General features: G+C 64.9%; 21 protein-coding genes. 7 read left to right on the top strand and 14 right to left on the bottom strand.

Annotated features, from left to right (window positions below):
* Positions 1–34: 34 nt before the first annotated feature.
* Positions 35–1,609, bottom strand: a complete 1,575-nt coding sequence (gene ubiB / locus ACTEK7_RS13090) for a 2-polyprenylphenol 6-hydroxylase (protein WP_225148338.1) — start codon at positions 1,607–1,609, stop codon at positions 35–37.
* Positions 1,606–2,367, bottom strand: coding sequence for a bifunctional demethylmenaquinone methyltransferase/2-methoxy-6-polyprenyl-1,4-benzoquinol methylase UbiE (ubiE, locus tag ACTEK7_RS13085; protein ID WP_225148337.1), 762 nt, complete (start codon positions 2,365–2,367; stop codon positions 1,606–1,608). The genes ubiB and ubiE overlap by 4 nt, the downstream gene beginning before the upstream one ends.
* Before the next feature lie 81 nt (positions 2,368–2,448).
* Here ubiE and mutM point away from each other — a divergent pair, with 81 nt between their 5' ends.
* Positions 2,449–3,330 (top strand): bifunctional DNA-formamidopyrimidine glycosylase/DNA-(apurinic or apyrimidinic site) lyase, encoded by an 882-nt coding sequence (gene mutM / locus ACTEK7_RS13080; RefSeq protein ID WP_225128061.1) that lies wholly within the window; start codon positions 2,449–2,451, stop codon positions 3,328–3,330.
* Between the two features lie 234 nt (positions 3,331–3,564).
* Here mutM and ACTEK7_RS13075 read toward each other — a convergent pair whose 3' ends face one another.
* Both ACTEK7_RS13075 and ACTEK7_RS13070 read right to left on the bottom strand, forming a co-directional pair.
* Positions 3,565–4,308 (bottom strand): ParA family protein, encoded by a 744-nt coding sequence (locus ACTEK7_RS13075; protein ID WP_036009049.1) that lies wholly within the window; start codon positions 4,306–4,308, stop codon positions 3,565–3,567.
* Between the two features lie 360 nt (positions 4,309–4,668).
* Positions 4,669–6,027, bottom strand: a complete 1,359-nt coding sequence (locus ACTEK7_RS13070; protein ID WP_225148336.1) for a serine protease — start codon at positions 6,025–6,027, stop codon at positions 4,669–4,671.
* Positions 6,028–6,133: 106 nt separating this feature from the next.
* On the opposite strand from ACTEK7_RS13070, the gene ACTEK7_RS13065 reads away from it, so the two are divergent.
* Complete coding sequence (locus ACTEK7_RS13065) at positions 6,134–6,937, top strand: HesA/MoeB/ThiF family protein (protein WP_225148335.1); 804 nt, start codon at positions 6,134–6,136, stop codon at positions 6,935–6,937.
* Between the two features lie 396 nt (positions 6,938–7,333).
* Here ACTEK7_RS13065 and ACTEK7_RS13060 read toward each other — a convergent pair whose 3' ends face one another.
* Positions 7,334–8,335, bottom strand: a complete 1,002-nt coding sequence (locus tag ACTEK7_RS13060) for a 2-hydroxyacid dehydrogenase (RefSeq protein ID WP_036009043.1) — start codon at positions 8,333–8,335, stop codon at positions 7,334–7,336.
* A gap of 321 nt (positions 8,336–8,656) precedes the next feature.
* On the opposite strand from ACTEK7_RS13060, the gene ACTEK7_RS13055 reads away from it, so the two are divergent.
* A complete protein-coding gene (locus ACTEK7_RS13055; protein WP_225135252.1) occupies positions 8,657–9,187 on the top strand; it encodes an SH3 domain-containing protein in 531 nt (176 codons plus the stop codon).
* Positions 9,188–9,369: 182 nt separating this feature from the next.
* Here the strand turns inward: ACTEK7_RS13055 and irrA are convergent, their stop codons facing one another.
* A complete protein-coding gene (gene irrA / locus ACTEK7_RS13050; RefSeq protein WP_036009037.1) occupies positions 9,370–9,858 on the bottom strand; it encodes an iron response transcriptional regulator IrrA in 489 nt (162 codons plus the stop codon).
* A 348-nt stretch (positions 9,859–10,206) separates the two neighbouring features.
* Between irrA and fabA the strand changes: the two genes are divergently transcribed.
* From fabA to fabI, 3 genes are all read left to right on the top strand, one after another.
* Positions 10,207–10,728, top strand: coding sequence for a bifunctional 3-hydroxydecanoyl-ACP dehydratase/trans-2-decenoyl-ACP isomerase (gene fabA, locus ACTEK7_RS13045; protein WP_036009034.1), 522 nt, complete (start codon positions 10,207–10,209; stop codon positions 10,726–10,728).
* A gap of 39 nt (positions 10,729–10,767) precedes the next feature.
* Positions 10,768–11,991 (top strand): beta-ketoacyl-ACP synthase I, encoded by a 1,224-nt coding sequence (fabB, locus tag ACTEK7_RS13040; protein WP_036024480.1) that lies wholly within the window; start codon positions 10,768–10,770, stop codon positions 11,989–11,991.
* A gap of 156 nt (positions 11,992–12,147) precedes the next feature.
* On the top strand, positions 12,148–12,948 hold the full coding sequence (gene fabI / locus ACTEK7_RS13035; RefSeq protein ID WP_036024482.1) for an enoyl-ACP reductase FabI: 801 nt from the start codon (positions 12,148–12,150) through the stop codon (positions 12,946–12,948).
* Between the two features lie 130 nt (positions 12,949–13,078).
* On the opposite strand, the gene ACTEK7_RS13030 is transcribed toward fabI, so the two are convergent.
* The 3 genes from ACTEK7_RS13030 to ACTEK7_RS13020 all read right to left on the bottom strand — a co-directional run bounded on the left by ACTEK7_RS13030 (position 13,079) and on the right by ACTEK7_RS13020 (position 15,223).
* On the bottom strand, positions 13,079–13,675 hold the full coding sequence (locus ACTEK7_RS13030; protein WP_225135254.1) for a glutathione S-transferase family protein: 597 nt from the start codon (positions 13,673–13,675) through the stop codon (positions 13,079–13,081).
* A 167-nt stretch (positions 13,676–13,842) separates the two neighbouring features.
* Positions 13,843–14,292, bottom strand: a complete 450-nt coding sequence (locus ACTEK7_RS13025; protein ID WP_225148334.1) for a GNAT family N-acetyltransferase — start codon at positions 14,290–14,292, stop codon at positions 13,843–13,845.
* 4 nt (positions 14,293–14,296) lie between these two features.
* Positions 14,297–15,223 carry a hydrogen peroxide-inducible genes activator gene (locus ACTEK7_RS13020; protein WP_225148333.1) on the bottom strand — a complete coding sequence of 309 codons (927 nt, stop codon included), beginning with the start codon at positions 15,221–15,223 and terminating at the stop codon, positions 14,297–14,299.
* Between the two features lie 114 nt (positions 15,224–15,337).
* On the opposite strand from ACTEK7_RS13020, the gene katG reads away from it, so the two are divergent.
* Positions 15,338–17,503 carry a catalase/peroxidase HPI gene (gene katG, locus ACTEK7_RS13015; protein ID WP_225148332.1) on the top strand — a complete coding sequence of 722 codons (2,166 nt, stop codon included), beginning with the start codon at positions 15,338–15,340 and terminating at the stop codon, positions 17,501–17,503.
* Between the two features lie 93 nt (positions 17,504–17,596).
* Here the strand turns inward: katG and ACTEK7_RS13010 are convergent, their stop codons facing one another.
* The 5 genes from ACTEK7_RS13010 to rbfA all read right to left on the bottom strand — a co-directional run bounded on the left by ACTEK7_RS13010 (position 17,597) and on the right by rbfA (position 22,890).
* Positions 17,597–18,328: a superoxide dismutase gene (locus ACTEK7_RS13010; protein WP_275945342.1), complete on the bottom strand. Its 732-nt coding sequence runs from the start codon at positions 18,326–18,328 to the stop codon at positions 17,597–17,599.
* Positions 18,329–18,531: 203 nt separating this feature from the next.
* Complete coding sequence (gene pnp, locus ACTEK7_RS13005; RefSeq protein WP_225148331.1) at positions 18,532–20,694, bottom strand: polyribonucleotide nucleotidyltransferase; 2,163 nt, start codon at positions 20,692–20,694, stop codon at positions 18,532–18,534.
* A gap of 377 nt (positions 20,695–21,071) precedes the next feature.
* On the bottom strand, positions 21,072–21,341 hold the full coding sequence (rpsO, locus tag ACTEK7_RS13000) for a 30S ribosomal protein S15 (RefSeq protein ID WP_008540131.1): 270 nt from the start codon (positions 21,339–21,341) through the stop codon (positions 21,072–21,074).
* 2 nt (positions 21,342–21,343) lie between these two features.
* Entirely contained in the window at positions 21,344–22,462 is a 1,119-nt protein-coding gene (truB, locus tag ACTEK7_RS12995) for a tRNA pseudouridine(55) synthase TruB (RefSeq protein ID WP_225148330.1), read from the bottom strand.
* Positions 22,459–22,890 (bottom strand): 30S ribosome-binding factor RbfA, encoded by a 432-nt coding sequence (gene rbfA / locus ACTEK7_RS12990; RefSeq protein ID WP_225142402.1) that lies wholly within the window; start codon positions 22,888–22,890, stop codon positions 22,459–22,461. Before rbfA ends, truB begins: the two co-directional genes overlap by 4 nt.
* Between the last annotated feature and the right edge of the window lie 81 nt (positions 22,891–22,971).

Here is a 22,971-nt window from a genome sequence, read left to right as displayed (position 1 = left end):
TAGCGATGCTATCACTCCAGTGATTGCAGTGCAATCACAGATTCCGGACGGCGATCAGAATCCCGATGAAGGTCGCGGCGATGATCCAGAGCGCCACGGTGCGCCAGCGGTTCTTGCGGCCCTCGCTGCGTCCCATCGCCGCGATGCTCTCCGGCGAAAGCCTGATGCCCTCCCGCGTCATGGTCTCGAGCTGCTCGAGCACCTTCACCGACCGCTCGGCGATCTCAGGCAGGCGCATCAAGACCCGCGCGATGTCCCCGGTACCGGCCAGCGCGCCCTCGATGCGGCCGATGGGTCCGAGGTTGCGCTCGATCCATTCGCGCACCACCGGATCGGCGATCCGCCAGATGTCGAGCTTGGGATCGAAGCCGCGCGCCACGCCCTCGACCACCACCATGGTCTTCTGCAGCAGGATCAGCTCGGGCCGCGTCGTCATGTCGAACAGGCCGGTGACCTCGAGCAGCAGCGTGAGCAGCCGCGCCATCGAGATCTCTTCCGCCGTGCGGTTGTGGATCGGCTCGCCGATGGCGCGGATGGCTTGGGCAAAATTCTCGACCGAATGATGCGCGGGCACATAGCCGGCCTCGAAATGCACTTCGGCCACGCGGCGATAATCGCGGGTGATGAAGCCGAGCAGGATCTCGGCGAGGAAGCGCCGCTCCTTCATGCCGAGCCGGCCCATGATGCCGAAATCGACCGCGACGAGGCGGCCGGCGTCATCCAGGAACAGATTGCCCGGATGCATGTCGGCGTGGAAGAAGCCGTCGCGCAGCGCGTGGCGCAGGAAGCTCTGGATCACCTTGCGGCCGAGATCGGGCAGGTCGACCCGCGCCTCGGCGAGGCGCTTGTGATCGTTCAGCGCGATGCCGTCGATCCATTCCATCGTCAGCACGTTGTGCGTGGTGCGGTCCCAGTCGACGGCGGGCACGCGGAAATCGGGATCGTCGCGCGTGTTCTCCGCCATCTCCGACAGCGCGGCAGCCTCTAACCGTAGGTCCATCTCCATCGCGACCGAGCGCGACATGGTGTTGATGACCTCGATCAGGCGCAGGCGCCGCGCCTCGGCCGAATAGGCCTCAGCCTTGTGCGCGACGTAGAAGAAATCGGAGAGATCGCGGCGGAAGCGCGCGGCGACGTTGGGTCTCAGCACCTTGATCGCGACGGACTTGCGGATGCCGTCGCGCACCACCTCGCCGCGATGCACTTGCGCGATCGAGGCCGCCGCGACCGGCGGGCCGAAGCTCACAAAGATGTCCGTCAGCGGCCGTTCCAGCGAGGTCGCGATCGTGGCCTCGGCTTCCTGCTGCGGAAACGGCGGCAGGCGGTCCTGCAGGCTTTCGAGGTCGCGCGCCATGATGACGCCGACCACGTCGGGGCGCGTGGCCAGGAACTGGCCGAGCTTGAGATAGGCCGGGCCCATCCGCGTCAGCGCGCGCGAGATCCGCGGTCCCTGCTTGGCGCCACGGCGCTCGATGATGCGCGCCAGCTTCAGCGCGAGCTGTCCCGGCGGCGGCACCAGGCTCGGATCGACCGCGCCGAACACGCCTTCGTGCGCAAACACGAACGCGGCGCGGATCAGGCGCGCAAGATGGGTGACGGCAGAGATCACAAACGCCAGCCCGAATGCAGTGCGACGATGCCGCCGGAGAGTGTCTGCCAGCTGACGCGGGCAAAGCCGGCCTCGCGGATCATGTCGGCGAAGGCGGCCGGCTTCGGAAATTTGCGAATGGACTCGACGAGATATTGGTACGATTCGGCGTCGCCCGTGACCATGCGCCCGAGCGGCGGGATCACCTTGAACGAAAACAGATCATAGAGCTTGTCGAGGCCGGGCATCTCGACGGTGGAGAATTCCAGGCACAGGAAGCGGCTGCCGGGCCTCAGCACGCGATAGGCCTCGCGCAGCGCAAGGTCGATCCGCGGCACGTTGCGGATGCCGAAAGCGATCGTATAGGCATCGAAGCTGCGATCGGCAAAGCCGAGCGATTCGGCATTGCCTTCGACGAAATCGACCTGGGTCTCCAGATGACGCTTGGCGGCGCGTTCGCGCCCCACGGCCAGCATGTCCGCATTGATGTCGCACACCGTGGCGTGGAAGCCGGGGCCGGCGGACTTGGCGGCACGGAACGAGATGTCGCCGGTGCCGCCGGCGACGTCAAGCAGCGCGAACGGCCGGTCGCCCCTCGGCGGATCCAGCGTGGTGATCATGATGTCCTTCCAGACCCGGTGCAGGCCACCGGACATCAAATCGTTCATCAGGTCATAGCGCGACGCCACGCTGCGAAACACATCGTTCACCAGCGTCTGCTTGTCCCCGAGGGGAACGTCCCTGAAGCCAAAATGCGTGGTTTCGCCCGGCCGATCCATTACTCTACTCCACTCGGCGGACCATAGCCCGCCCGCCGCAATGGCGCTATCACACCGCCTTCATAAGGTGAATGCCCGACCATGCCTGAATTGCCCGAAGTCGAGACCGTCCGCCGCGGCCTTCAGCCCGTGATGGAGGGCGCGAAAATCCTCGATGCGGAGGCCCGCCGGCCGGATTTGCGCTTTCCGTTCCAGCCCGACTTCGTGGCCCGGCTCAAGGGGCAAGTCGTCACGGGCCTCGGGCGCCGTGCAAAATATCTCATGGCCGATCTCGCCTCCGGCGACGTGCTCTTGATGCATCTGGGCATGTCGGGCTCGTTCCGCGTCATCAAGCCGGACAACGAGGCTCAGCCAGGCGAGTTTCATTATCCGAAGGCCAAGGATTCCGCGCACGATCACGTGCTGTTTCGGATGTCCTCAGGCGCCGACATCGTCTTCAACGATCCGCGCCGCTTCGGATACATGAAAGTGATTGCGCGTGGCGCGCTCGAAGACGAGCCGCTGCTGCGCGGGCTCGGCCCCGAGCCGCTCGGCAACGAATTCGACGCCGCGATGCTGGCGCGCTCCTGCCAAGGCAAGACCACGAGCCTGAAGGCCGCGCTGCTCGACCAGCGCGTGGTGGCCGGGCTCGGCAACATCTATGTCTGCGAGGCGCTGCACCGCTCGCATCTGTCGCCGCGGCGCATTGCTGCGACGCTATCCACCAGGAAGGGCGAGCCGACGGATCATGCGCAGCGCTTGGTCGGCGCGATCCACACCGTGCTGAACGATGCCATCAAGGCCGGCGGCTCCAGCTTGCGCGACCATCGCCAGACCTCGGGCGAGCTCGGCTATTTCCAGCATTCGTTCAGGGTCTATGACCGCGAAGGCGAAAAATGCACGACGCCGCGCTGCGGCGGCACGATCAAGCGGTTCGTGCAGAACGGTCGTTCGACCTTCTGGTGCCCGAAATGTCAGAAGTGACAATCGGGATTGCCGCAGCGTCGTAGCCCGGATGGAGCGCAGCGTAATCCGGGGCCGGCCTCTCCGCGGAGAGACCTTCCTGGATTGCGCTTCGCTTCATCCAGGCTACGGGAGCCCTCGCTACAACGCACGAGGCGAAGCAATCCGGCCGGGCTGGTGGCCGAACTGCTTCGTCGCTTGGGCCCGTTCACCGGATGGCGCAGAGCCCGACTGTCGTCCGAGCGATCGCCCCGCTCAGGACGCCAGTGCCGTGGTCTCGTCCGCCGCCTGTTCCGCAGCGATCTGCAGCATGCCGTGCGCAGCCGAGATGACCTGGTCGATCAGGACATTGGTGGTGGCTTCGAGCTCGAGCCGGGTCTCGATCCAGCGCCACAGGCCGCGGATCTCGTCCGCCGATTTGCCATTCGGCGCGAATTCGCTCACGGCAAGGCCGCTCGCAAGCGCGTCCTGGTGATCGTTGCGCATCACGATCAGCGGCCGCGCGAGCACCTCGGCAAGATCGAGCGCGGCCTCCTCGGCGAGCGCGGTCGCGGCGTTGTCGATGCGCTGACCGCGGATCGGCGTCTGGTTGAGCACGAAGCTGTAAGGCCGCTTCCAGGCACGGGCGACGCTGAGCGTCGAGACGGTCGCCTCGATGTCGGCGACGCTGGGACGGGCCGGGATCAGGCAGAGGTCGGAATGGCGGATCGCGGCGGTGGTGGCGGCGCTGAGGCCGGCGGCGGTGTCGACGATCGCGAGCTGGAGGCCGCTGTCGGCGAGCATCTTGAGACGCGGCGCGATATCGGCGGCGTGATAGATCGGCTCGACGACGAGATCGTCGGTAGAGCGGCGGCGCTGCCAGTTGGAGAGGGTGCCCTGCGGGTCGGTCTCGATCAGGCGGACGGTGAAGCCGGCCTGCTTGGCGGCCAAGGCGAGGCCAATGGCGAGCGTGCTCTTGCCGCTGCCGCCCTTTTGGGTGGCCAGTACGATCGTGTGCATTGAAGGTCAATCCTTTGGAGTGCTGGGTCAGGGATACGCCACGCGAACGTGCATCGCTTCTGGATGCTGAGCGCTTCTCGCTCAGGACGTGCCGGCCCGATCCAAAGGGGATCGCGGAGGTCCGAATCAACGGCAACGATGATGGCGGAATCGCGAATGCCAGCGAATCCGTACCATTACCGGCTCCGTAGTCGTACGTGAGGCGGTCCGTGCCCCGGACAAAGCGCAACGCGATAGCGGTGCGCTGCAGAGCCGGGGCCCAGAAGCCACAAGCGCGACTGTTGAGATATGGGTCCCGGCTCAGCGGAGCGGCATTTCACGCCGCACCGCGTCCGGGACACGAGGATCGCCGGCAGCGCCTTATTTCCGCACGCAGATCACGCGCACGACGGCGGCTTTGGCGTCCGTCGACGTGCCATTCGGGCTGACGCCCTTCGCCTTGAGAAACCCGCGCACCGCCTCGGCAGAGACCATCATCGCCTGTGATGCCGGCACCGACGTCGCGGGTCCCGCGACCACCGCCGGCTTCAGCAGCGCGATGCCGGCGAACTTGCCGTCGCCGTCGACGGCTGGGCTGCCGGAGAAGCCGACCGCCGGCGGCGGCGAGAGCGCGGAATTGCTGCTCATCGCCGGCGTCAACGCGGCCTTGAGGTTCGACACGGCGGCGGCGCCGCCCTGGCTTTGCGGATCGGCGATGCCGACGACATCGACATTGGTCTTCGCGGCCCCTCCGGCGAGGCTGAGCGGCCTCAGGTCGCGCGCGCCGTAGATGCGCAGCAGCGCGAGATCGTGCTCCTTGTCCTCGGCGAGACGGTCGGCGCTGCCATGGCCGGCGATCGTGATCGCAAGGCAGCCGTCGGTGACGAGGCGGTCGGTGACGATCGCGCCGTCCTCGCTGACGACGATGCCGGTGCCGTATTCAACGGTCTTGCGCGGCGGCGGCCCGGCCAGCGGTCCCGACGGAAACGCGTTGAACGCGCTCGACATCGCGATCACGACCGGCTCGACCGTATTCTCTGTCGCCTGGTCGTAGAGGATCGTCATGGTGCGGACCTCGTCACCCTTGAAGGTGCCGCGGACGTAGAACTTCTTCTGGCCCTGCAAGCCCGACAGCACGAAGAAATCCGGCTTCACCACGGTGTAATCGACCTTGCGGCCGGACGGCTCCTTCTCGAGATCGGCGAGCTTGGCCGAGGTCGGGCTCACTTCCTTGCGGCGGCTGAGAACCACCTGCACCGTCCCTGTCGGCGAGGTCCATTTCGAGCCGTTGGCGTCGCTTGCCTGCTGCGGCACCAGCTTGCCGGGAATGCCGAGCCGGGCGCCGCTGGTCGGCTCCGTCACGATCTTCCAGCCGACGCTCTCCTGCTTCTTGCGTGCCGCCTCAGTGAGCGCGGTGCGCTCCTGCGGATTGAGCACGCCGGTCGGCTTGCCGCCCTTGGCCTTCTGGTACTCCTTGATGGCGTTGACCATGCGCTCGCTGACGTCGCCGGTGATGGCGCCGTTATATTGTCCGACCCAGGCGAGGTCGGACTGGAGCGCCAGCCGCTCGGCTTTGGCCATGCCATCGGCCGTCGCGGACGGCGTCTGCATCGCAGGGGGCTTGACCGGAACGGTCTGGACCGTTTTCGGGGTGGCGCCTGGCACTTGGGGCGTCGTCATCTGGGCGTGCGCGCCCGTGGCAGCCGCCAACATCAGTGTTGCCGCAAGCATCGGTCTCATGACAAATCCAGCCAGCCCGTTGAACGCCAAAACATTGAAAAGCATGCGATTGAAGCACATCTCGTTGGTCGCGAACAATGACGGTGCGGTTCAGGAGTAAGAGAAGGTGCTTAGCCCGGACGAACTCGAACGCTATGCCCGCCACATCGTGTTGCGCGACGTCGGCGGCCCCGGCCAGGCGGCGCTGAAGCGGGCCTCGGTGCTGGTGATCGGCGCCGGCGGGCTCGGCGCGCCCGCGCTGATGTATCTGGCCGCCGCCGGCGTTGGCACGCTCGGCGTGGTCGACGACGACGTGGTGTCGCTGTCCAACCTGCAGCGCCAGGTGATCCATACGACGCCCGATATCGGGCGACACAAGGTCGAGAGTGCCGCCGAGCGGATCGCGGCGCTCAACCCACATGTTCGCTTCATCGGTCACGCCACCTGGCTCAACGCGGATAACGCGCTCAGCCTGATCGCCGATTACGACCTCGTGCTCGACGGCTCCGACAATTTCTCGACGCGCTATCTCGTTTCCGACGCCTGCTTCTTCGCCAAGCGGCCGCTGATATCAGCGGCGCTCGGCACCTTCGACGGCTCGCTGACCACCATCCGCGCGCATGAGACGGGCGAGCAGGGCGAGTTCAATCCGACCTACCGCTGCCTGTTTCCGGAAGCGCCGCCGCCCGGCACCGTGCCGGCCTGTGCGGAAGCCGGCGTCATGGGCGCATTGGCGGGCGTACTCGGCTCGATGATGGCGCTGGAGGCGATCCGCGAGATCGTCGGCTTCGGCGACGGCCTCGTCGGCCGCCTCCTGATGATCGATGCGCGCGCGATGCGCTTCGAGACCCTGCGCTATTCACGCGATCCCGCCAATCCGCTCAACGGCGACGGGCCCGTGTTCGAAGACTTGAGCATCCACCGCGAGTAGGACACCGGCCCAAAATTCGGGCGGCACCGAGAGCACTATGCGAACAGTAGAACTCGACGCCAGTACTTGGAAAACAGCTCAGGATTTTCGATCGAGTCTCAAGGCAGCGATAGGGGCGCCGGAGTGGCATGGCGACATTGTGGCTGCCTTTTTGCATCTTCGGGGGCGGAATGAACGCACTCAAGCCCCCTTACATCATCAAGATCGTAAACACGGCCGGCCTCGCACCAGACGTTATGGAGCTGATCCGAGACCTTTCGTCACGCATGGAGGAGACGCGAAGACGTCGATTTGCACGTACAGGTGAGGACGTGGCGGCTAGTCTTGAAATCGCGAGCTAGGTTCAATTTGCCCGGAAGCACGTAGGAGAAACCATCCGTCCGTCGGAGCACCGCCTCACAGCATGCTCGGCAGCACGCGGTCCGGCGGCTTGTGGGCGTCGAGGAAGGTGCGGATGTTGATGATCACCTTCTCGCCCATCTCGACGCGGCCTTCGATCGTGGCCGAGCCCATATGCGGCAGCAGCGTCACCTTGCCGGCTCTGGCGAGCCGCACCAGCTTCGGGTTGACCGCGGGCTCGTGCTCGTAGACGTCGAGGCCGGCGCCGCCGATCTCGCCGCCTTCGATCAGCTTGATCAGCGTGTCCTCGTCGGTGACCTCGCCGCGCGCGGTGTTGACGATATAGGCGTCTTTCCGGATCAGCTTCAGCCGCCGCGCCGAGAGCAGGTGATAGGTCGCCGGCGTGTGCGGACAGTTCACCGAGATGATGTCCATCCGCGCCAGCATCTGGTCGAGGCTTTCCCAATAGGTCGCCCCTAGCTCCTCGGCGATCACGGGGGCGACGGGACGGCGATTGTGATAGTGGATCTGCAGCCCGAAGGCGCGGGCGCGGCGCGCCACCGCCTGGCCGATGCGGCCCATGCCGATGATGCCGAGGCGTTTGCCTCCGATGCGGTGACCGAGCATCCAGGTCGGCGACCAGCCGGCCCAGGGCTTGCCTTCGGTCAGGATCGAGGCGCCTTCGATCATGCGCCTGGGCACCGCGAGGATCAACGCCATGGTCATGTCGGCGGTGTCTTCGGTCAGGACCTTCGGCGTGTTGGTGACGGTGATGCCGCGGGCATGGGCGGCTGCGACGTCGATATTGTCGACGCCATTGCCGAAATTGGCGATCAGGCGGAGCTTGCAGTCGGGCTGGTTCACGACCTCGGCGCTGATGTGATCGGTCACGGTCGGAACCAGCACGTCGGCGGTGCGGGCGGCTTCCGCGATCTGCTCGGGCGACATCGGTGTGTCGTCGAGATTGATCCGCGCGTCGAACAGCTCGCGCATCCGCGTCTCGATCGAATCCGGCAGCTTGCGCGTCACCACGACGAGGGGCTTTTTCTTCACCGACATGTCCTGCTCTCATGAGACATCGCAGGCCGCCTCTGTCGCCAAAGGCCGGTCGTTGAGGCCTCATTAACCCGGTTGTTCGACACTGCCCTTGCCGTGTCAGTCCCCGGCGTTTCCTCCAAGCTCACCCGACATTTCCGGCCGGAAAATCGGGGCCAATTGGTTGCTCAAGTGCCCGTTCTCTCTAGCAGAAGGCCGGGCCAAGACAAGAACCACGGCTCAAGGCTTGGAACCCGCGTGGGGCGGGGAGAAGGGGCAGGCGCGGCAGGGTTTGGAATTTGGGGTGAGGGCCCGGTGTGCCGGGTCTTCGAAGGAGACGGGTTGATGGCGTTGGGGCGTTTTTGTTGGGTGATGGCGCTCGTTTGCACCTGGTTGAGCGCCTCGGTCGGGCCCTCGCATGCGGCGAAGGACAATACCCCGCAGACCACCAGCGGCTTGCCGGTGCCGCGCTATGTCAGCCTCAAATCGGATCACGTGAACGTCCGCGCCGGCCCGACCAAGGACAATGACGTCGCCTGGGTCTACACCCGTGCCGGCCTGCCGGTCGAAATTACCGCCGAGTTCGAGAACTGGCGCCGGGTGCGCGATTCCGAAGGCGCCGAGGGCTGGGTCTATCATTCGCTGCTGTCGGGCCGCCGCACCGCGGTCGTCACCATGAAGCACAAGGACGACCTCGCCCCGATCTATGACCGGCCCGATCCCGGCAGCGCGGTTGCGGCCAAGCTCCAGGCCGGCGTCGTCACCCAGGTCAAGAAATGCGCCGCAGGCTGGTGCCGCGTCATCGGCAATGGATTCGACGGCTGGATCCAGCAGGAGCGCCTCTGGGGCGTCTATTCGGACGAGCAGGTCAACTGACGCCGTCGGGCGGCGGAGCAATCTGCCGCCCCAACGTCATGCCCGGGCTTGTCCCGGGCATCCACGCTCTTCTGACTAGTCCCAAAACGTGCATGGCCGGGACATAGGCGAGCGCAAGCGACGCCGTCCCTTTGGACGGCTATGCCCGGCCATGACGACCAAATCAGTGATGCAGAATTAGCTCAGCGCTTCTTGCGCAGGCGCACGACCATGTCGATGCGGGAGATCTCGTAGCCCTCGGGCACCTCCGGCATCTTGGACAGCGCCAGATGCGGATCCTCGATGTCGACCAGCTCGTGGCTGTTCTCGAGATAATAGTGGTGGTGGGTGGTGACGTTGGTGTCGAAATAGGTCTTCGTGCCGTCGACGCTGACCTGGCGCAGCAGGCCGGCATCGGTGAGCTGGTTCAGCGTGTTGTAGACGGTCGCCAGCGACACCGGGACCTTGGCGAGGGTGGCTTCCTCGTAGAGCATTTCAGCCGTGAGGTGGCGTGCGCCCTTGCCGAACAGCAGCCAGCCCAGCGCCATGCGCTGGCGCGTCGGCCGCAACCCCGCGGACTGCAGCATTTCGTTGACGTCGTGCCAGGGACACCCGGTCAGGGCCGGCTGGCGGCCGGACAGGAGGGCCGCGGCATGGTCGTCGTCGTGTTGGGACGCGGTATTCTCGTTCATTTCCAAGATTTCGGGCACGCTTGAACAATATCTCCCTGTAACATAAGAAGAGAAAGATGCAGATGCAAGTTTCTCGCAACTAGAGACGTTCTAATTAGGCTCGGAACCGGTTGGGGGAGCCCGTCATTTTACCTTCATCTCTGCGCTTTGCTACCCGAAATGGCCTGTGTTAGAGAGCGCGCGGTTCCGCTTAGCCGATTTTGGCGCAGCCGGGCATGGAGGCCCGGTTGGCAATCCATGCGAAGCTTGCGCAAGTCGCGGCCGGCGGTGGCGATTGGCGGTCCGATCGAGACGGGCCCATTTTCGCCAGGAACGCCGCTCAATCGGGATTTGAACAGAGGCTCGTGAATGCTGAACAGGCGCAACGGTTACGACTATGAAGATCTGCTGGCCTGTGCCCGCGGCGAGATGTTCGGCCCAGGCAACGCCCAGCTGCCGCTGCCGCCGATGCTGATGTTCGACCGCATCACCGACATCAACGACAATGGCGGTGAGTTCGGCAAGGGTCTGGTGCGCGCCGAGCTCGACGTGAAGCCCGACCTCTGGTTCTTCGGCTGCCATTTCAAGAACGATCCGGTCATGCCCGGCTGCCTCGGCCTCGATGCGCTGTGGCAGATGGTCGGCTTCTACCTCGGCTGGAGCGGGGGTGAAGGGCGCGGCCGGGCGCTTGGCCTGAGCGAACTGAAGTTCGGCGGCCAGGTGCTGACCGACGCCCGCAAGGTTGTGTACAACGTCGATATCAAGCGCGTGATGCGTTCGAAGCTCGTGCTCGGCATCGCCGACGGGTGGCTTTCGGTCGATGACCAGATTATCTATCGCGCCAAGGATCTGAAGGTCGGCCTGTTCAAGCAGGGCACGAGCCTGGGCTGAGCGCATCACTAAGAAGACAACGATTGAGGCGAGGCTGTCATGAGGCGGGTTGTGGTCACCGGGATGGGCATCGTCTCGTCGATCGGAAACAACACCCAGGAAGTGCTTGCGAGCCTTCACGAGGCGAAGTCGGGCATTTCGCGGGCTGAGAAATATGCCGAGCTCGGCTTCCGTTCGCAGGTGCAAGGCGAGCCGTCGCTCGATCCGTCGACGGTGGTCGACCGCCGCGCGATGCGCTTCCTCGGCCAGGGCGCGGCGTGGAATCACATCGCGATGGAGCAGGCGATTCAGGATTCCGGCCTGTCGCCCGACGAGGTCTCCAACATCCGTACCGGCATCATCATGGGCTCCGGCGGCCCCTCGGCGCGCACCATCGTCGAAGCCGCCGACATCACCCGCTCCAAGGGACCGAAGCGCGTCGGCCCGTTTGCGGTGCCGAAGGCGATGTCCTCCACGGCGTCCGCGACGCTCGCGACCTGGTTCAAGATCAAGGGCGTGAACTATTCGATCTCATCGGCCTGCGCGACCTCGAACCATTGCGTCGGCAATGCCTATGAGACCATCCAGATCGGCAAGCAGGACGTCATCTTCGCCGGCGGCTGCGAGGAGCTGGACTGGTCACTGTCGGTGCTGTTCGACGCCATGGGCGCGATGTCCTCGAAGTACAACGACACGCCGGCCACGGCCTCGCGTCCCTACGATCTCAATCGCGACGGCTTCGTCATCGCCGGCGGCGCCGGCGTGTTGGTGCTGGAAGAGCTCGAGCATGCCAAGGCGCGCGGCGCACGCATCTATGGCGAGGTGGTCGGTTATGGCGCGACCTCTGATGGCCACGACATGGTGGCGCCGTCGGGCGAAGGCGCCGAGCGCTGCATGCGCATGGCGATGTCGACGGTGAAGACCAAGGTCGACTACATCAACCCGCACGCGACCTCGACGCCGGCCGGCGATCCGCCGGAGATAGAGGCGATCCGCAAAGTATTCGGCGTCGGCGAGAAGTGCCCGCCGATCTCGGCGACCAAGGCGCTGACCGGCCATTCGCTCGGCGCCACCGGCGTGCAGGAAGCGATCTATTCGCTGCTGATGATGAACAACGGCTTCATCTGCGAGAGCGCGCACATCCAGGAGCTCGACCCCGTGTTCGCCGACATGCCGATCGTGCGCAAGCGCATCGACAACGCCAAGATCGGCACCGTGCTGTCGAACTCCTTCGGCTTCGGCGGCACCAACGCCACGCTGGTGTTCAGCCGGCTGGATGCGTGATCTCTGACTTTGTCATGCCCCGCCTAGTGCGCAATTGCGCACGGGGGGCGGGGCATCCAGTACGCCGCGGCTTCTCTATTTATCACGACGGTCTCTGGAATACTGGATCGCCCGCCTGCGCGGGCGATGACGTCGAAAATAGGAGCGATGGCGGCAATGGAAGGTTTGATGAAAGGCAAGCGCGGTCTGATCATGGGCATCGCCAATGATCATTCCATCGCCTGGGGCATGGCGCGGACGCTTCATGCCCATGGCGCCGAGCTTGCCTTCACCTTCCAGGGCGAGGCGCTCGGCAAGCGCGTCAAGCCGCTGGCGGAGCAGCTCGGCGTCGATCTGGTGCTGCCTTGCGACGTCGAGGACATCGCAAGCGTCGATGCCACCTTCGCGGTGCTCCGCGAAAAGTGGGGCAAGCTCGACTTCGTGATCCACGCGATCGGCTTTGCCGACAAGAACGAGCTGAAGGGCCGCTATGCCGACACCAGCCGCGAGAATTTCTCGCGCACCATGGTGATCTCCTGCTTCTCGTTTACGGAAGTCGCAAAGCGCGCCGCCGAGCTGATGACGGAAGGCGGCAGCATGATCACGCTGACCTTCGGCGCCTCGGAGCGCGCGATGCCGAACTACAACGTCATGGGCGTGGCCAAGGCGGCGCTGGAGGCCTCCGTGCGCTATCTCGCCGCCGATTTCGGACCGCGCGGCATCCGCGTCAACGCGATCTCCGCCGGCCCCATCCGCACGCTCGCCGGCTCCGGCATCGGCGAGGCGCGGGCGATGTTCGCCTTCATGCAGAAGCATTCGCCGCTGCGCCGCGGCGTCACGCTCGACGACCTCGGCGGCTCGGCGCTATATCTGTTGTCGGATCTCTCCGGCGGGGTGACCGGCGAAGTCCATTATGTGGATTCCGGCTACAACGTCATCCTGATGCCGCGGCCGGATGATCTGAAGTCATCGGAATAGCTTCGTAGCCTGGATGGAGCGCAGCGAAATCCGGGACAGGCTCATCCCCGGATGCGATTGCCCCGGATTGCGCTGCGCTCCATCCGGGCTACTGCAGCTACTTCGCTTTGCCTACCCTACGAGAGCTTGCTTAACCCGCCGCGATCTTCTCCGCGCGCTGGAACGCCGGGCGCGCCGTGCAGCGCGCGAGATAGGCATCGAACGCGGGGCGGGACGGCACCATCTTGAACAGGCGCACCGCGAAGTTCAGGCCGGCGCCGATCACGACGTCGGCGGCGGAAAATTCCTCGCCGAGAATCCACGGACCTTTTTCGAGCGCGGCTTCCAGCACGTCGAACACCTGCGTGGCGCTGCCCCAGGCCGCAGTCGAGGTCGGGATCTCGATCTTGGTGAAGATCTGGATGATGGCCGGCTCGATGCAGCCCGGCGAGAAGAACAGCCATTGCAGATAGCGCGCGCGGCGCGGGTCGGTCACGGCGGGCGCGAGCCTGGTCTCGGGATAACGATCGGCGATGTAGGCGCAGATCGCGGCGGCTTCGCCGAGCGCCGCATCGCCGTCGATCAGCGCCGGCACCTTGCCCATCGGGTTGATCTTCAGATAGTCCGGCGCCTTCTGCGCGCCGGTCGAGATGTCGGTCAGCACGCGCTCATAGGGCAGGCCGCTCTCCTCCATCAGCCAGAGCGTCGTGAACGAGCGCGAGCGGGGCGACCAATAGAGCTTGATCATGGCGGGGAACCTTCCATCGGCGAGAAGCGAACAGCGCGATTCATGACGCGTTTGTAGCGCATTCGCAACGCACTACGTCTGGGCAAGGAGCCGGCTGCGCGAACGACATGTTGGTCAACGCGGCAGGTTGCCAGCGGGGCTCCCAAGCAAGCTGCGTACGGCGCCTACTATCGCTTCCACCGATAACACTTCATCACGAACCCGTTCGATGGCTCGATCTCTTCCCTCTCGAGCACAAAGCCTTCGCGCTCGTACCAGCGCCAGGCCTTTTCGTTCTCGCGGACGCAGCGCAGATACATCTCGTCGGGCATTTGCGTGCGCGTGAAGGCGAGCAGCTTCCGGCCGAGCGATCGGCCCTGATAGGCGGGCGCGACGAACAGCATGTCGAGATAGAGCTTCGGCAAATGCAGCGCCAGCATCGCGGCGATCGTGCCGCGATCGTCGGCGACGAACAGGCTCCAGCCGTTCTCGATCTCGCGCCGGATGCGCGCCCGCAGGTTCGCCAGCAGGAAGTCGCTGGCTTCGGCGAGCCCGGTCGAGACCCAGCTCTCCATCCAGACGCGCCCGATCTCGTCATATTCAACCGCGCGGGCGGGGCGGATGATCGGATGCGACATCCGGTCAGGCCTTCTGGCTGCGCACGGATTGCCGCACGCGGACCTTGCCCGCGGACAGACACACCACCTCGGAAATCTGCAGCAGCTGCCGCGCCAACGGGCTGGTCTTGCGCCAGACCATGCCGATGGTGCGCGACGGCTCGGGGTCGCGGAAGCGCGCCAGCGAGACCGAGGCGGACCGCGTCTCCACCGGCACCGCCATCTCCGGGATCAGGGTGACGCCGATGCCGGCGCTGACCATCTGCACCAGCGTCGACAGGGAGTTCGCATCCAGCATCTCGCGCGGCGGCGCGGCTTGCATGTTGCAGAACGACAGCGCCTGGTCGCGGAAACAGTGCCCCTCCTCGAGCAGCAGAAGCCGCATCTCGCGCATCATCTCGCGTGACGGCACCGGTGTGCCTTCATCGGCGCCCGGCCGCACCAGCAGAAATTTCTCCTCGAACAGCGCGACCTCGGTGAGCGAGGGCTCCGACACCGGCAGCGCCACGATGGCGGTGTCGAGCCGTCCCTCCACCAGTTCCTGGATCAGCCGCGGCGTCATGGTCTCGCGCACGCGGATGTCGAGCTCCGGATGCATGCGCGTGAGATTCTTGGTGATCTTGGGCAGCAAATAGGGCGCGATGGTCGGGATCATGCCGATGCGCAGGCGGCCGGCGAAGCGGTCTTGCGAAGCGCGCGCAAAATCGCCGAGCTCGTCGACCGAGCGCAGGATGTCGCGGACCCGTTGCGCCAGCTCCTCGCCGAACCGGGTCAGCGCGACCTGCCGTGCGCTGCGCTCCAGCAGCAGGCCGCCCAGCGCCTCCTCCAGCTCCTTGATCTGCATCGACAGGGCCGGCTGCGAGATCGAGCAGGACTCGGCCGCGCGGCCGAAATGTCCGTGACGGGCCAGCGCGTCGAAATACCGGAGCTGGCGCAGCGTCAGATTGATCATCAGAAAATCCTATCGCAGCGATCACTAAAGTCAACTTCCCCTGATAGGAGGCGGCGCTTAGAGTGGTTCTACCTGGTCAAGGGCGCGAGTTCGACGCCGCCAGAGGAGGTATTCATGGACGACACTTCGAAGTGCCCGTTTTCGGGCGGAAAACCCACGCGCACAAACCGCGATTGGTGGCCGACGCAGCTCAACATCGAGGTGCTGCACAAGAATTCGGACAAGTCCGATCCGATGGACAAGGACTTCGATTACGCCAAGGAGTTCAAGTCGCTCGACCTGAACGCGGTCATCAAGGACCTGACCGCCCTGATGACGGATTCGCAGGAATGGTGGCCGGCCGACTTCGGTCACTACGGCGGCCTGATGATCCGCATGGCCTGGCACAGCGCGGGCACCTATCGCACCACCGACGGCCGCGGTGGCGCCGGCGCCGGTCAGCAGCGATTCGCCCCGCTCAACTCCTGGCCCGACAACGCCAACCTCGACAAGGCCCGCCGTCTGCTGTGGCCGATCAAGCAGAAATATGGCCGCAAGATTTCCTGGGCCGATCTGATGGTGCTCGCCGGCAACGTCGCGCTGGAATCGATGGGCTTCAAGACCTTCGGTTTTGCGGGCGGCCGCGCCGACGTCTGGGAGCCGGAAGAGCTCTATTGGGGCCCGGAAGGCACCTGGCTCGGCGATGAGCGCTACAGCGGCGAACGCCAACTCGCCGAGCCGCTCGGCGCCGTGCAGATGGGCCTCATCTACGTCAATCCGGAAGGCCCGAACGGCAAGCCGGATCCGGTCGCCGCGGCCAGGGACATCCGCGAGACCTTCTTCCGCATGGCGATGAACGACGAGGAAACCGTCGCGCTGATCGCCGGCGGCCACACTTTCGGCAAGACCCATGGCGCGGGCGATCCGTCGCTGGTCGGCCCGGAGCCGGAAGCCGGCGCGCTGGAAGATCAGGGTCTTGGCTGGAAGAGCAAGCACGCTTCGGGCCTTGCGGGTGATTCCATCACCAGCGGCCTCGAGGTGACCTGGACGACGACGCCGACGAAGTGGAGCAACAACTTCTTCGAGAACCTGTTCAAGTACGAATGGGAGCTGACCAAGAGCCCGGGCGGTGCGAATCAGTGGGTGGCGAAGGGTGCCGACGCCGTTATTCCTGACGCCTTCGACAAGTCGAAGAAGCATCGGCCGACGATGCTGACGACCGACCTGTCGCTGCGCTTCGATCCCGCCTACGAGAAGATCTCGCGGCGCTTCCTCGAGAACCCGGATCAGTTCGCGGACGCCTTCGCCCGCGCCTGGTTCAAGCTCACCCATCGCGACATGGGTCCGATCCAGCGCTATCTCGGCCCGCTGGTGCCGAAGGAGACGCTGATCTGGCAGGACCCGATTCCGGCCGTGAACCACGAGTTGGTCAGCGAGCAGGACATCGCGGCGCTCAAGTCGAAGATCCTGGCCTCGGGCCTGACGGTGCCGGAGTTGGTCTCGACGGCCTGGGCCTCGGCCTCGACGTTCCGCGGCTCGGACAAGCGCGGCGGCGCCAACGGCGCGCGCATCCGCCTTGCTCCGCAGAAGGACTGGGAGGTGAACGATCCGGCCCAGCTCGCCAAGGTGCTCGGCAAGCTCGAAGCGATCCAGAAGGACTTCAACGCCTCGTCAGGCGCGAAGAAGGTCTCGCTCGCCGATCTGATCGTGCTCGGCGGCACCGCAGCGGTCGAGAAGGCCGCCAAGGATGCCGGCGTCGACGTCAAGGTCGGCTTCACGCCGGGCCGCATGGATGCTTCGCAGGAGCAGACCGACGCGGCCTCCTTCGCGCCGCTGGAGCCGCGCGCCGATGGTTTCCGCAACTACATCGGCAAGCGGCATCAGTTCATGCAGCAGGAGGAAGCTCTGGTCGATCGTGCGCAGCTCTTGAGGCTCACTGGCCCCGAGATGACGGTGCTGGTCGGCGGCCTGCGTGTGCTCGGTGCCAACGCGAACGGTTCGAAGCACGGCGTGCTCACCACCAAGGTGGGAACGCTGAGCAACGACTTCTTCGTCAACCTGCTCGACATGAGCGCGCAGTGGACGGCCGCTGCCGACGGCACCTACGAGGCACGCGATCGCAAGACCAATGCGGTGAAGTGGACCGGCACCCGCGTCGATCTCATCTTCGGCGCACACTCGCAGCTTCGCGCCTTCGCCGAGGTCTATGCCACCTCGGACTCCAAGGAGAAGTTCGTCAAGGACTTCGCCAAGGCCTGGACCAAGGTGATGAATCTCGACCGCTACGACCTCGCGGCATGAGGGTGACACCTCTCCCGCTTGCGAGAGAGAGGGCGCAGTAGTCACAAGAAAGGGCGGCCGAGAGGCCGCCCTTTTTATGGTTTCCGATTGTGCTCACACGTCGAGTGTGCCTGCCTTCGCGGCAGCGTAGCGCTCGCCCACGACCTTCCAGTTCACCGTGTTCCACCATGCCTTGAGATAATCGGCGCGGCGGTTCTGGTAGTTCAAGTAATAGGCGTGCTCCCAGACGTCGTTGCCGAGCAGCGCCCGCTTGCCGTCCATCATCGGATTGTCCTGATTGGGCCTTGTCTCGATTGCGAGCTTGCCGTCCTTGCTGACGGTCACGAACACCCAGCCCGAGCCGAACACGCGCCCGCCGGCAGCGTTGAAGTCCGTTTGCAATTTCTCCATGCCACCGAGATCGCTGTCGATCGCGGCGAGCAGGGCACCTTCCGGCTTGCCGCCGTTCGGTCCCATGATCTGCCAGAACATCGTGTGGTTGGCGTGGCCGCCCATGTTGTTGCGGACGCCAGTGCGGATCGCGTCGGGAACGGCGCCGAGATTGCCGAGCACCTCGCCGACCGGCTTTCCCGCGATCTGCGGATTGTCCTTGGCGAAATTGTTCAGGTTGGTGACGAACGCCTGATGATGTCGGTCATGGTGGATTTCCATCGTCTTGGCATCGATATGCGGTTCCAGCGCATTCGCCGGATAGCCCAAAGGATCAAGCTTGAACGGCCCTGCGGACGCCGCGGCGGCTTGTGCAAACGCCATGCGCGGGGCAGCGGCAGCCGCGACGAGGCCGGTTGCAGTGAACATGAGGCGGCGCCGGGATATGGACGTCATTTGGTTCTCCTGTCTTGGGACGATCCGCTGATGAAGCGTACGGCGGTACGATAGTTACGCAACACCAACCATTCCGGGTTTCGAACGCGGTCACTCCGACGCTGCGGCGGAAGCGCGCATGGCCCGCGATGATGCAGGCGGCACGGCAAAGAAAAAGGGCGGCCTCTCGGCCGCCCTTCGCGTTTCCGGACTGTCGCGAGGCCTTACTCGCCGGCGGCTTCGCGCGGGGCCTTCTCGCCCTCGCCGCCCTTGTCCTTGCCTTCGAGGTCTTCGCCCGTGGTCTGGTCGACCACCTTCATCGACAGGCGGGTCTTGCCGCGATCGTCGAAGCCGAGCAGCTTGACCTTGACCTTGTCGCCTTCCTTGACGACGTCGGAGGTCTTCTGCACGCGGTTCGCCGCGAGCTGGCTGATGTGGACGAGACCATCCTTGGAACCGAAGAAGTTCACGAAGGCGCCGAACTCCATCACCTTGACGACAGTGCCGTCATAGATCTGGCCGACTTCCGGATCGGACGCGATCGACTTGATCCACTTGATCGCCGCCTTCATCGCCTCGCCGTCGCTGGAGGCGACCTTCACGGTGCCGTCATCCTCGATGTTGACCTTGGCGCCGGTCTTCTCGACGATCTCGCGGATCACCTTGCCGCCAGTGCCGATCACTTCGCGGATCTTGTCGGTGGCGATCTTGAAGGTCTCGATCCGCGGCGCGTATTCGCCGAGCTCGGCGCGGGCCGCGGTGAGGGCCTTGGCCATCTCGCCGAGGATATGGATGCGGCCGTCCTTGGCCTGAGCCAGCGCGACCTTCATGATCTCTTCGGTGATGCCCTCGATCTTGATGTCCATCTGGAGCGAGGTGATGCCCGCTTCCGTGCCGGCGACCTTGAAGTCCATGTCGCCGAGATGGTCCTCGTCGCCGAGGATGTCCGAGAGAACCGCAAAGCGCTTGTCTTCGAGGATCAGGCCCATCGCGATGCCGGCGGTCGGCCGCTTCAGCGGCACGCCCGCATCCATTAGCGCCAGCGAGGCGCCGCAGACCGAAGCCATCGAGGACGAGCCGTTGGACTCGGTGATCTCCGAGACCACGCGCGTGGTGTAGGGGAATTCATGGTGCGGCGGCAGCACCGGACGAATCGCGCGCCAGGCCAGCTTGCCGTGGCCGATCTCGCGGCGCTTGGTGCCGCCGAGGCGGCCGGTCTCGCCGACCGAATAGGGCGGGAAGTTGTAGTGCAGCAGGAACGTTTCCTTGTACGTTCCGGACAGCGCGTCGATGTACTGCTCGTCCTCGCCGGTGCCGAGCGTGGTTACGACCATCGCCTGGGTCTCGCCGCGGGTGAACAGCGCCGAGCCGTGGGCGCGGGGCAGCACGCCGACTTCGGCGACGATGTTGCGCACCGTCTTGCTATCGCGGCCGTCGATGCGCTTGCCGGTATCGAGGATATTCCAGCGCACGATCTTGGCCTCGAGCTCCTTGAACACGCCGGCGACACGGAGCTTGTCGTATTTCGGCTCCTGGCCCTCCGGGAAGTAGTGGGCCATCACCTTTTCCTTGGCGACGCCGACGGCGGCATAACGCTGCTGCTTGATCGGAATCGCGTAGGCGGCGCGCAGCTCCTGCTCGACCATGCCGAGCATCTCCTTCTCGAGCGCGGCGTTGTCGATGACGGTGACTTCGCGCGGCTCCTTGGCGGCCTTCTCGGCGAGCTCGATGATCGCGTTGATGACAGGCTGGAAGTGGCGGTGACCGAACATCACGGCGCCGAGCATGATGTCTTCGTTCAGTTCCTTGGCTTCCGATTCCACCATCAGCACGGCGTCGGCAGTGCCGGCGACGACGAGGTCGAGCTGGGTGTCGACCATCTCGTCGAGCGTCGGATTGAGAATGAACTCGTCGTTGGCGAAGCCGACGCGGGCTGCGCCGATCGGGCCCTTGAACGGCACGCCGGACAGCGTCAGCGCCGCGGAGGCCGCGACCATCGCCACGACGTCGGGATCGTTCTCCATGTCGTGCGACAGCACGGTGACGATCACCTGAGTCTCGTTACGCCAGCCGTCGACGAACAGCGGGCGGATCGGTCGGTCGATCAGGCGGGAGACCAGCGTCTCCTTCTCGGTCGGACGGCCCTCGCGCTTGAAATAGCCGCCGGGAATGCGGCCCGCAGCGTAGGCCTTTTCCTGGTAATCGACGGTCAGCGGCAGGAAGTCGACGCCTTCGCGCGGTGCCTTCGCCGCGACGACGGTGGCGAGCACCACGGTCTCGCCATAGGTGGCGACGACGGCGCCGTCGGCCTGGCGGGCGATCTTGCCGGTTTCGAGCTTGAGTGGGCGTCCGCCCCAGTCGATTTCGACTGAATGCTTATTGAACATAGAGGTCTTCTTTCATGGGTTCTCGAAAGAAGGGACGGCTCTCGAAAAACAAAAACCATGCGCAAGATTGCGGGACGCTGATCGGAGCGGATGATCAGCGTCCTGCGATCCTGCCATGGTTTTTGGATGTCGGATGGCGTCCATCCTTTCGGGTCATACGGGCGCCTTGCCCGTTGTGCCCAGCCGCCGGATTGCCGCTGGACTGTCAGTCGGCACGAATGCAAACACCGAAACTTCGATCTTCGCTCATCATGCCCGGACGCGAATCAACAATCCGCATCCGACGCGCACGCAACCTCGATCAAAAAGCTTAAAAACAAGCGCTTTCGTTCGAAACCACGCGCGAAAACGCGCGCCGGTGGCGCGCGCAGGAACTCTTAACGACGAATATTGTGCTTCTCGAGGAGCGCCTTGTACCGCGCCTCGTCCTTCTTCTTGAGGTAGTCGAGGAGCGAGCGGCGGGTCGAGACCAGCTTCAAGAGGCCACGACGCGAATGGTTGTCCTTCACGTGGGTCTTGAAATGGTTGGTGAGGTTGTTGATGCGTTCCGACAGGATCGCGACCTGAACCTCGGGCGAGCCGGTGTCGCCGGCCTTGGTGGCATTCGTCTTGATGACTTCCGCTTTGCGTTCTGCGGCAATCGACATCGTCAATTTCTCTCGTTGCGACCGGGGCTGGCAGTCAGGCCGGTCAGGTTGAACACACGCTTGGGGATGATTTCGCCATTGCCAACTTCGGCAAGCGCCAAAAGACGGCCTGCCACCGTGACATAGACTGTGCCGCTACAAGTGGGCGCATCCCGTCCGCGCAACAAAACGGCCTGGCCCCGATGGAGCCTTGCCGCATCAGCCCGAGTGACGGCCAGTGCCGGGATGTCGTCCAGCGCGGTCTCAACGGGCAAAAGCGCGTCGGCGAGGCTGCCCTCGCCGGACGCGGCTCTATCGCACAAAGCCTCCAACTGATCCAGCGGAATCATGTCGTTTTCGCCAAATGGGCCGACCAGGGTCCGCCTCAGCGCGCAGATATGGCCGCAAGTGCCGAGAATCCGGCCCATATCGCGGGCGAGCGCCCGCACATAGGTGCCCTTGCCGCATTCGGCTTCGAACACGGCCCGGTCGTTATCTGGTTGATCAACAAGGGTTAAATGGTGAATCTCGACCGGGCGGGGCGCCAGTTCCACAACCTCGCCGTCGCGGGCGAGGTCATAGGCGCGCTCGCCCTGGACCTTGATCGCCGAATAGCGCGGCGGGATCTGCTCGATCACCCCGGTGAAGCGGGGCAGCAGCGCCAGGATCGCCTCCCGGCTCGGACGCTGCTCCGAGGTCGCGGTCACCCGGCCCTCGATGTCGTCGGTATCGCGCTCCTCGCCCCAGCAGACCGTGAAGCGGTAGCGCTTGCGGCCGTCCATCACGAAGGGGACGGTCTTGGTGGCTTCCCCGAGCGCGATCGGCAAGCCCCCCGAGGCGAGCGGATCGAGCGTGCCGGCGTGTCCGGCGCGCTTGGCGTTGAACAGGCGCTTGAGCACGGCGACGGCCTGCGTCGAGGTCATGCCGATCGGCTTGTCGAGCACGACCCAGCCATGGACGTCGCGGCGGTCGCGGCGGACCTGGTTGCCCTTCTGCTGCTTGGCGCGCGGATCGTTGTTGACGCGGCGCGGCTCCTGATGCGGCTGCGAATTGCCGCCCATCTCCGCGAAATCGTTGGTCTGCGCGTCGCGCTGATCGGTGTCGTTGCCGCCGATCGTGCCGTGAGCGGGGTCCATGGTCATTGCTCTTCTTCCCGATCCGAATGCGGATCCTGTTCCAGGTCCTTCTGCACCGCAGGCGTTCGCAAAAGCTTCTCGATCCGTTCCGCTTCGTCGAATCGTTCGTCGACGCGGAAGCGAATGTCAGGTGCAAATTTCAGGTTAACGCGCCGCGCGACCTCGCCGCGCAAGAACTTCTTGTTGCGCTCGAGCGCAGCGATGACGATCTCGGTGTCGCGGCCACCGAGCGGCATCACATAGACCGTCGCGAGCTTCAGGTCGGGCGACATCCGCACCTCCGGCACGGTGATGATGTGACCTTCGAGGTCGGCATCATGCACATTGCCTTGCGCCAGAATATCGGCCATCGCGTGGCGAACCTGCTCGCCGACGCGCAACTGACGCTGCGAGCCGCCGGGCGCGGAACCCTTCTTCTGATGATGCCGTGGCATTTTTCGAAAATCACCTCGTCATGCCCGCATCTGGGACACGGGCATTGTCATTTGTCCTGTTGAAACGAAGAGGGGTGGATG

It is taken from the genome of Bradyrhizobium sp. JHI2711 (assembly GCF_056156565.1).
Note: the sequence above shows the minus strand (reverse complement) of the source record. Positions and strands in the feature narration are given on the sequence as shown.

Coding starts and splice junctions, on each gene's coding strand:
- ubiE (WP_225148337.1), bottom strand. CDS start 2,367: ATGGATCGGCCGGGCGAAACCACGCATTTTGGCTTCAGGGACGTTCCC.
- mutM (WP_225128061.1), top strand. CDS start 2,449: ATGCCTGAATTGCCCGAAGTCGAGACCGTCCGCCGCGGCCTTCAGCCC.
- ACTEK7_RS13075 (WP_036009049.1), bottom strand. CDS start 4,308: ATGCACACGATCGTACTGGCCACCCAAAAGGGCGGCAGCGGCAAGAGC.
- ACTEK7_RS13070 (WP_225148336.1), bottom strand. CDS start 6,027: ATGAGACCGATGCTTGCGGCAACACTGATGTTGGCGGCTGCCACGGGC.
- ACTEK7_RS13060 (WP_036009043.1), bottom strand. CDS start 8,335: ATGTCGGTGAAGAAAAAGCCCCTCGTCGTGGTGACGCGCAAGCTGCCG.
- ACTEK7_RS13055 (WP_225135252.1), top strand. CDS start 8,657: ATGGCGTTGGGGCGTTTTTGTTGGGTGATGGCGCTCGTTTGCACCTGG.
- irrA (WP_036009037.1), bottom strand. CDS start 9,858: ATGAACGAGAATACCGCGTCCCAACACGACGACGACCATGCCGCGGCC.
- fabA (WP_036009034.1), top strand. CDS start 10,207: ATGCTGAACAGGCGCAACGGTTACGACTATGAAGATCTGCTGGCCTGT.
- fabB (WP_036024480.1), top strand. CDS start 10,768: ATGAGGCGGGTTGTGGTCACCGGGATGGGCATCGTCTCGTCGATCGGA.
- fabI (WP_036024482.1), top strand. CDS start 12,148: ATGGAAGGTTTGATGAAAGGCAAGCGCGGTCTGATCATGGGCATCGCC.
- ACTEK7_RS13030 (WP_225135254.1), bottom strand. CDS start 13,675: ATGATCAAGCTCTATTGGTCGCCCCGCTCGCGCTCGTTCACGACGCTC.
- ACTEK7_RS13025 (WP_225148334.1), bottom strand. CDS start 14,292: ATGTCGCATCCGATCATCCGCCCCGCCCGCGCGGTTGAATATGACGAG.
- ACTEK7_RS13020 (WP_225148333.1), bottom strand. CDS start 15,223: ATGATCAATCTGACGCTGCGCCAGCTCCGGTATTTCGACGCGCTGGCC.
- katG (WP_225148332.1), top strand. CDS start 15,338: ATGGACGACACTTCGAAGTGCCCGTTTTCGGGCGGAAAACCCACGCGC.
- ACTEK7_RS13010 (WP_275945342.1), bottom strand. CDS start 18,328: ATGACGTCCATATCCCGGCGCCGCCTCATGTTCACTGCAACCGGCCTC.
- pnp (WP_225148331.1), bottom strand. CDS start 20,694: ATGTTCAATAAGCATTCAGTCGAAATCGACTGGGGCGGACGCCCACTC.
- rpsO (WP_008540131.1), bottom strand. CDS start 21,341: ATGTCGATTGCCGCAGAACGCAAAGCGGAAGTCATCAAGACGAATGCC.
- truB (WP_225148330.1), bottom strand. CDS start 22,462: ATGACCATGGACCCCGCTCACGGCACGATCGGCGGCAACGACACCGAT.
- rbfA (WP_225142402.1), bottom strand. CDS start 22,890: ATGCCACGGCATCATCAGAAGAAGGGTTCCGCGCCCGGCGGCTCGCAG.